This window comes from Verrucomicrobiota bacterium, assembly GCA_016871495.1.
Lineage (GTDB): Bacteria > Verrucomicrobiota > Verrucomicrobiia > Limisphaerales > VHDF01 > VHDF01.
Map to the genome: position 1 here is coordinate 24632 of VHDF01000051.1, position 7271 is coordinate 31902.

Annotated in this window: 7 protein-coding genes and 1 pseudogene; 1 reads left to right on the forward strand and 7 read right to left on the reverse strand. The window is 59.7% G+C overall.

Features of this window, described 5'->3' with window-relative positions; all coding sequences use genetic code 11:
- Positions 1-93 precede the first annotated feature (93 nt).
- Complete coding sequence (gene htpG, locus FJ404_12180) at positions 94-1944, reverse strand: molecular chaperone HtpG (protein MBM3823623.1); 1851 nt, start codon at positions 1942-1944, stop codon at positions 94-96.
- A gap of 547 nt (positions 1945-2491) precedes the next feature.
- Between htpG and FJ404_12185 the strand changes: the two genes are divergently transcribed.
- The gene (locus FJ404_12185) at positions 2492-2710 is read left to right on the forward strand and encodes a hypothetical protein (protein MBM3823624.1); all 219 of its coding nucleotides are present in this window, start codon (positions 2492-2494) and stop codon (positions 2708-2710) included.
- A gap of 38 nt (positions 2711-2748) precedes the next feature.
- Here FJ404_12185 and FJ404_12190 read toward each other — a convergent pair whose 3' ends face one another.
- The 6 genes and pseudogenes from FJ404_12190 to FJ404_12215 form a co-directional block, all read right to left on the reverse strand.
- Positions 2749-3174 (reverse strand): glyoxalase, encoded by a 426-nt coding sequence (locus tag FJ404_12190; GenBank protein MBM3823625.1) that lies wholly within the window; start codon positions 3172-3174, stop codon positions 2749-2751.
- A gap of 7 nt (positions 3175-3181) precedes the next feature.
- Positions 3182-3628 carry a glyoxalase gene (locus FJ404_12195; GenBank protein ID MBM3823626.1) on the reverse strand — a complete coding sequence of 149 codons (447 nt, stop codon included), beginning with the start codon at positions 3626-3628 and terminating at the stop codon, positions 3182-3184.
- A gap of 14 nt (positions 3629-3642) precedes the next feature.
- Positions 3643-4932 carry an acetylxylan esterase gene (locus FJ404_12200; protein MBM3823627.1) on the reverse strand — a complete coding sequence of 430 codons (1290 nt, stop codon included), beginning with the start codon at positions 4930-4932 and terminating at the stop codon, positions 3643-3645.
- Between the two features lie 2 nt (positions 4933-4934).
- A complete protein-coding gene (locus FJ404_12205) occupies positions 4935-6008 on the reverse strand; it encodes a Gfo/Idh/MocA family oxidoreductase (protein ID MBM3823628.1) in 1074 nt (357 codons plus the stop codon).
- Between the two features lie 131 nt (positions 6009-6139).
- Positions 6140-6754 carry a repressor LexA gene (lexA, locus tag FJ404_12210; protein ID MBM3823629.1) on the reverse strand — a complete coding sequence of 205 codons (615 nt, stop codon included), beginning with the start codon at positions 6752-6754 and terminating at the stop codon, positions 6140-6142.
- A gap of 94 nt (positions 6755-6848) precedes the next feature.
- Positions 6849-7028, reverse strand: a pseudogene (locus FJ404_12215) (5,10-methylenetetrahydrofolate reductase).
- Positions 7029-7271: the final 243 nt, after the last annotated feature.

Genomic DNA, 7271 nt, shown 5'->3' on the forward strand with positions numbered 1-7271 from the left:
CGCCCGCCGGGCTCTCGAGGTCCGCCTGGGTCAGCGTGGTGGGAGCGCACTACCAGGCCCTGGGGGCGAGTTGGGTGGTGGAACGGTGATTCGTCATGCCTTGGGGGCCATGAAGTGCTCGAGCAGTTCGTTCATGCGCCGGAGCATTTCACGGGGGTCTTCGAGCATCCCGGCGGCGACCCGCGCATTGTCGAGCAGTTGCGCGGTGATTTTCGAGGCGATGGTGCTGTCGGTCTGGCGCAAGTGTTCCAGGCGAACGATGACGGGGTGTCTCGTGTTGATTTCCAGGGTCGGGGCGGAGGGGAGCGCGCCGCTTTCCTTCTGCACCGCCTTCATCAACCTCCTCATGCTGGAAGTCATGTCTTCATCGCTATCCACGACGGCCACCGGACTCGAAACCAATCGGGTGGAGACTTTGACGGCTTTCACTCGATCGCCGAGCGATTCCTTCATCCAGGCGGCCAATGCGTCGGCTTGCTCCGGCGAAAGAGAGCCTTCTTTCGACGGGTCGTCGAGCTGAACCTCGGCTTTTTCAGCCGACTTGAGCTTCTTGCCTTCAAATTCTGCGAGATGATCCATGACGAACTCATCCCATGGATCGAGCAGGAAGAGCACCTCCCAGCCCCGCGCCTTCAAACCCTCGAAGTAAGGGCTCCCTTCCGCGCTTTCGCGGCTGGCGCCGGTGACGAAATAGATTTCCTTGTGGTCCGCCGGCATGCGTCTCACGTAATCCGCCAGCGACGTGAGCTTGCCGGCCTCCATGACGGAAGACTCGAAGCGGAGCAGTTTGCCCAGCGCTTCGCGATGGGCGAAATCAGAGACCACGCCTTCCTTGAGCGGGCGGGCGAATTGTTTGTAGAAATTCTCGAACGTTTCAGGATCCTTCTCGGCCGTTTCGTCGAGATGTTTGATGAAACGTGAAGTGAGGGCGCTGTTGAGTTTTCGCATCAGACTCGAGTCCTGCATGGTCTCCCGCGAAATATTGAGCGGAAGATCCTCGCAATCCACGGCACCCCGGAGGAATCGCAACCAGTCCGGGAACAGGCCTTTGGCTTTGGGTTGAATCAGGACCTTCTTGCAGTAGAGATTGACCTCGGAATCCACCCTCGCCAATCCGAGCGATTCGACGTTGCGAGAGGGCACGAAAAGCAGGGCTTGGATGGAGAGCGGGGCGTCGGCGGTGTAGTGCAAACGGAGCAGAGGAGCGTTGGTGTCGTGTCCGATGAAGCGGTAAAACTCCTGATATTCCTCGTCTTTGATTTCGCTTTTGCTGCGGCTCCATAAGGCGCGCACGGTGTTCAAGGCTTTGCCGTTCACCTCGATGGTGAACGGCACGAAACTCGAATACCGTTGAATGACCGATTCGAGCCGGTAAGCCTGGGTGTATTCCTTCTCGTCTTCCTTCAGCTTGAGCACGATGGACGTGCCGCGCGGCAAATCGGATGGGCCGTCGGTGATCTCGTAGCCGCTGGCCCCTTCCGAAGTCCACGTCCACGCCGGTTCCCCCGGTTGCGCGGAACGTGTGTGGACGTTGACCTTTTCCGCCACCATGAAGGCGGAGTAGAAGCCGACGCCAAACTGGCCAATGAGTTGGGTTCCCGATTTTTTGTCCTCCGCCAGCTTGGAAAGAAACGCCCGGGAGCCGGAGTGGGCGATCGTGCCCAGGTTTTCGACCAACTCGTCTCGGGTCATGCCGATCCCGGTGTCGGTGAGCGTCAGAGTGCGCTCTTTTTCATCGGCCTGGATGCGAATGGCGTGAGCCGCTTCAGGTTGGTGAACCGCGGCGCCCGAGGTTTGCAGGAATCGAACTTTTTCCAAGGCATCCGCGGCGTTGGAGATCAATTCGCGGAGGAAGATCTCCTTGTCCGTGTAAAGCGAGTGGATGACGATATTAAGGACTTCCTGGATCTCGGCTTGAAAAGTGTGTTTTTCGGCATTCGACATGCCGAACTCCTTAGCGTCTTCAAATCGACTTCGTCAAGGGAGGGATAGGATTATAACCTCCCGACTGACTTGATGCTCAAGTTACTCACCACTCCGCACCCCGGCCCGGCGCAGTTTTTTGGCTTAAAACTGCCGTGGAACGTGGTAAAGATATGCAAAGGCCAAGATGAGAAAGACATGAAGAAGCCTGAGGCCTATCCTTGATGGATCGGGTGAGTGATTCGTCTTCGGCGCGCGACTGGAGTGAAAGCCAGTCGCAGCAGCTTCGCCAGCCCGGCACTCGTGGAAAAACCTACTGCGTCTCCATGTTCGCAGGTTGCTGCGGCGGGTCTGCGATACAGCCGCGCCACGGCGTGCAAGCGGATCTCCCGAGGTGTCCATGCACCTCGGTTCCGGGAGGGCGGCGTTCCACCGCCGCCCCACCTTTTCTGAGGGTGATCAAGATGGGCTGCGGTGGAACGCAGCCCTCCCGGCGTGGTTCCTCGTCCCAAGGCGAGTCGAAGATGGGAGGTGACGATTCTTTTGCTTACAACGGCAGTTGCCCATCATGGGGCTTCGCAAGGTCCAAGCGATAAAGCCATTCCGAATCACTCACCAGATCCATAAAGGATCGGCCTCGTTCTTCGTCGTGTTTTCTCAATGGGTCACGGATTGGGCGATGCCCACGGCGACGGAATCCCGTTGGGATTCCTGGCGGGACGAGTTTGAGTTGCGTTTCGTCGGTTGGGACGGGATGGACCTCCCAACCAACTTGATGCTGAAGTGACTCACCGTTCCGCACCCTGGCCCGGCGAAGTTCTTCTGCTAAGAATGCAGTTCCACCAACTCGATGAGGATGCCGTCGGGACCCTCTGCGCAAACGACGTGCTTCGCGTCCGGGGCCGAGACGGGGTCGGCGCAAAACTTCACCCCCTTGGCTTTTAAGGCCCGGACTGTTCCGGGCACGTCCTCGATGATAAATGTCAGCCAGCGGACACCCGCTTGAAAATCGAGCGTGCGAGGGGGAGGAGGATTCGGCACCTCGACCAGTTTGATGAGGGTTTGTCCGGCCTTGAGCCGAATTTGGCGGAACGCAGTCGGTGCCAAGTGAGCCCCCACCGCCGTGGAAGCGGGAATCTGAATATCCAGCACGGGCTCGAAACCCAGCAAGTCGCGGTAGAAATGCAGGGACTGCTCGAAATGGCTGCAAATGATGGCCACGTCCACGACGGAATGTTTGAAGTGAAACATAGGCGGTTCAGGGAGAGGTTGGGTTAGGGGTGGGTGAGAAAGAGCATATTTCGATCAAGTGCCCGTCAGGATCGTAGAGGTAGAATTGATGCACCCCGTCGGGACGCAACCGGGGGCCGTCAATGATCTTAAATCCCGCTTGGGCCAGCCGCCTCGCAGCCTCGGGTCCATCCTCGACGCTGAAGGCGATGTGAAATCCCTGCGAAGGGGTGCACGCCTGTCCGTCGGGAATGCCCGCGCGTCCCCCGCATTCCGACCCGGCCACATTGACGTGGATCTGCGTTGTTCCCGTTTGAAACCACAATCCGGGAAAGCCGAAGTGGGGGCGATGCACTTCGCGCATGCCAAGAATCCCGACATAAAAAGTGCGTGTGCGGTCGAGGTCCGCCGCCACGATGGTGACATGGTCCAGGCTTTGGACCTCAAGCAGGGAAGCGGGCGTGGCGGTGGTCATTGGATGCCTGCCGGTTAGCGCGTGCGGGTTTTGAGGTGGCGGTCGGCGAAATCGAGAAACACCTTCCAATCGTCGCGATTCATGGAGTGTTTTCCGGGCCGGATGTAGTAGCCAAGGCGGCTGGCGACCAGTGTGTTCAGCGGAGGGAGTTCGGCGGAATCGACCCCGCCCGCGCCCAACAAACGGTAAACAGGTTCGGCGGCTTTCAGGACCTCGAATTGGCCGGATGGATTCGCCCATTGATCCTCGACCGCGTTGGAGAGCAGGACGGGGCGGGGCGCCATCAGGGCGACCAAAGCGTGCTGGTCGAAGGGCAGTCGGTCGGTCTGCTCGTTGAATTCTTTGAAACGTCCGTTAAACCAGTGAGGGAAACGGTCGTTGATTTGTTTGACCGATTCTCCGATTTTCCCGCGGCTCGGGGCAGTCCCTCCGCAACCCGCCTGATGAGGGATGGCGAGAGCGATGCGTTCGTCCAGGGCGCCTGCGAGCAGGGCGGTCTTGCCGTTGCGCGAATGACCCACGACCGCGACGCGCATGGGATCGATCTCCACCTCGCCCATCAAGAAGTCTACCACCCGATGAAATCCCCAGGCCCAACACGCGATGGATCCTCGGTCCTTGGTGGGGACAGGCTCGTTCTTCTTTTTGGCGAGCCACGCTTTGATGCCGTCGGAAACATCGGCGCGATCCGAATCCACGTCGCTCGAACAGAACGAGGCCAGGGCGTAGCCGCGTTGAATGGTTTGCTCGATGGCCCAGTCGGCGGCTTGGTGTCCGCGTGAGGCTTCCGTGGCCTTGTTTTGAGGGCAGTCCCTGCAGTTGGTGTAAACCCAGCCGCGAGCCAGGGGCACGCGAGGGTCGTTGAGCAGCGCGTGATTGCCACAGAAATTCATGCCGACAAACGCTGGGTGGGGTCCACGCCCGCCGTTGGGCATAACCAGCATGACATCGATGGCGGGAGCCGCGGCGTCCCCCAGTTTCAATCGGACGAGTTTGAGTGTGGCTTTGCCGTCGAACAGATCCTGGTGTTCACCCAGTTTTTCCACTTCGACGCGTTCGGGTTTCGGGGGGAGTTCCCCGTACATATAATGTTGAAAGAGCGACTTCAGTTCGGCGCGGCGGGAGCGACGCCACATGGCCTCGTTGGTGACAGCCTGGCCGTTGAGCATTTTGAAGGGATCAGGCCAGCCCGTTTGAAGGGGCAGCTTGGGCACTTCGGGAAGCGGTTCCGCCGCCTCCAGGCCTGACGCGCCGAAGCCTAGGGTGATCCATCCCGCGGTGAACAACACACGCAAAGGGTTCATGTTCACAGTTTCACGGCTCTCTTGAGCCGGACGCTGCGCACCGCAGCATCGACGATTTCCTGGCCAATGCGGCTGATGGGAAGGGAGACGGGACCCGAAAGCGGACGTCCGGTTTCGAGGCCATGGAGAAGGTATTGAACCGGGTCTTGGTTTGGAGCTTTGGGCGGAGGCGCTTTGACGGTGTGCGGTTTGGGCTTCCGACGGGTTTGCAGCGTGACGTGATCGTCGTAGTCGTAGGAACTGACGGTGCCTTCGGTGCCGGAGACGATGAATCCGCAGCGCGGTTGAGGCTGGATGATCCATGGATCCGTGAAGGTGCCCCATCGTGTCTCGAATTTAGAAAGGCCATGGGCGTAGCGCGCGACGACGATGCTGTGTTCATCCACTTCCAAGCCCTTGGGTTCATCGACCGTGGCGGTGACTTCGAGGGGGCGGCGGCCGCCTTGATACCAAGTGCCGAGTGTGGTGCCGTAGCCGAGGTAATCCAGCAGGGAACCTCCGCCGTGGGCCTTTTTGTAGAACCAGGACTTGGGTTTTTCGGCGGCCACTTGGGCAGCCGTTTTCTCGTCCTTGTCGGCGCCATGCCAGAGCGGTCCGCGATTGCCGCCAAAATGCCAGACATTGAGGACTTCGCCGATGGCGCCCGACTCGATCAATTCGTAACTGGTTCGATGAGATGCGACCCATTGAAGGGGCCAGTTGATCATCAGCGTTTTGTCCTTGGGCATGGCTTGGACCATGGAGTCGGCCTCCTTCAACGAAGCGGCGAAGGGCTTTTCAACCATGATGTGGACGCCGTAGGGAGCGACCTTTTTGACCCATTCGCCGTGTTTCGAGGCGGCGGGGCAGAGAATGACGACGTCGGGTTTGGTTTTTTCGAGGCACTCACGGTAATCCGTGAAGGCCTGGGCGCGGGGAATGCCGAGTTTGGAGATCGCTTCCTCCATGCGTGCGGATTGTTCGTCGCTGATGCCGACGATCTCGACCCGGGGATGGTCGTGGGCCATGCGCAGCAGGTCGCCCATGTGGAAATGATCGAAATTGATACCGGCGATCCTCCAGGTTTTACGTTTCATGATGGGGGAAGCATCGCGAAGATCCGCGCGTTTCGCGAGCGGGAAATTCAGTCAGCGCGCGGTTCATGGAGCGTTGGGACGCGGAAACGTGTCGCTCTCGACGAGGCGGCCGGTGCCATGGGCCGAGACGTCTATTTTTCGAATCGCCGCAGCACGGCGCGCAAGACTCCTTGAATGACGAGTTCCTCGGACGGGATCAGGTCGGGATACTTGGGGTTCTCGGCTTTGAGGTAAGGTTTGCCGTTTTTGACGACGAACGTTTTCAAAGTGTTTTTGCGGTCGATGAGGGCGGCCACGATCTGGCCGGGCCGGGGGTCAGCGCCGTGTTCGAAGAGGGCGATGTCGCCTTCGACGATGTGGCGACCGATCATGGAATCGCCCTGGACGCGGAGAGCAAAGGTGTTGCGCGTGGGCTTGAAGCCGACGGACTCGATGGTCACCGAAATGGCTTCGCCTGTTTCCTGGGTGCGATCGGAGCCGAAACCGGCGGGAATCTCACCGAGCAGCGGCACGCGCAGAGCGGGCGAGGGAACCGGACCGGCGGGACGAAGGGAACGGGCCTTGCGGCGATCCGCCACCAGCCAGCCTTTGCGCACGATGGCTTCAACATGGCAGGCGGCGGCGCGTTTGCTGCTCCAGGCGAATGCGGCGGCAATTTCGCGGAACGTGGGGGAGGGATGTCCTTCCGCCAGGCGTTTCCGAATGAAATCCAAGACCTGCCTCTGCTTGACCGTCAGCGCAATCATATCTGTCCAAATGGGTAGTATTTTGAGACCGTAAAGTCAATCTCCCGACGAACTCGATGCTGAAGTGACTCACCATTCCGCACCCCGGCCCGGCCGAGTTCGCGTCTTGGAGCCACCGGACAAATCCGTCGGGAGTATCCCGGTTCACGCATCGGTAGATGATTTTCGGCACCACAAGACATCGAAGGTGCTCAAGCGCGTAAGTCTCCGGGTCCAAGGTGGGCAGAAATGGGAATGGCCGCGGCGCCGAAACCCGGTCCGCTTCGTCTTGAATGTCCTAGCCCGCCTATTTCATGCACGGGACGCCCGGTGATGACACCGGGCCTACAAACACAGAGCAGGCGCGATTGTAGGCCGCGTGCCCTCACGCGGCACACTGTCGCGGATTCAAGCTCAGGATGAATTATCCGGGCTAGACGACAAGGTCGTCGACCGGGAGCGACCCAAGCCGCACCAATTGCTGAACGACGATGGCTTCCAACTATTCCGGTGGCGTCGCCTGCTTGGGCGGAGCGAA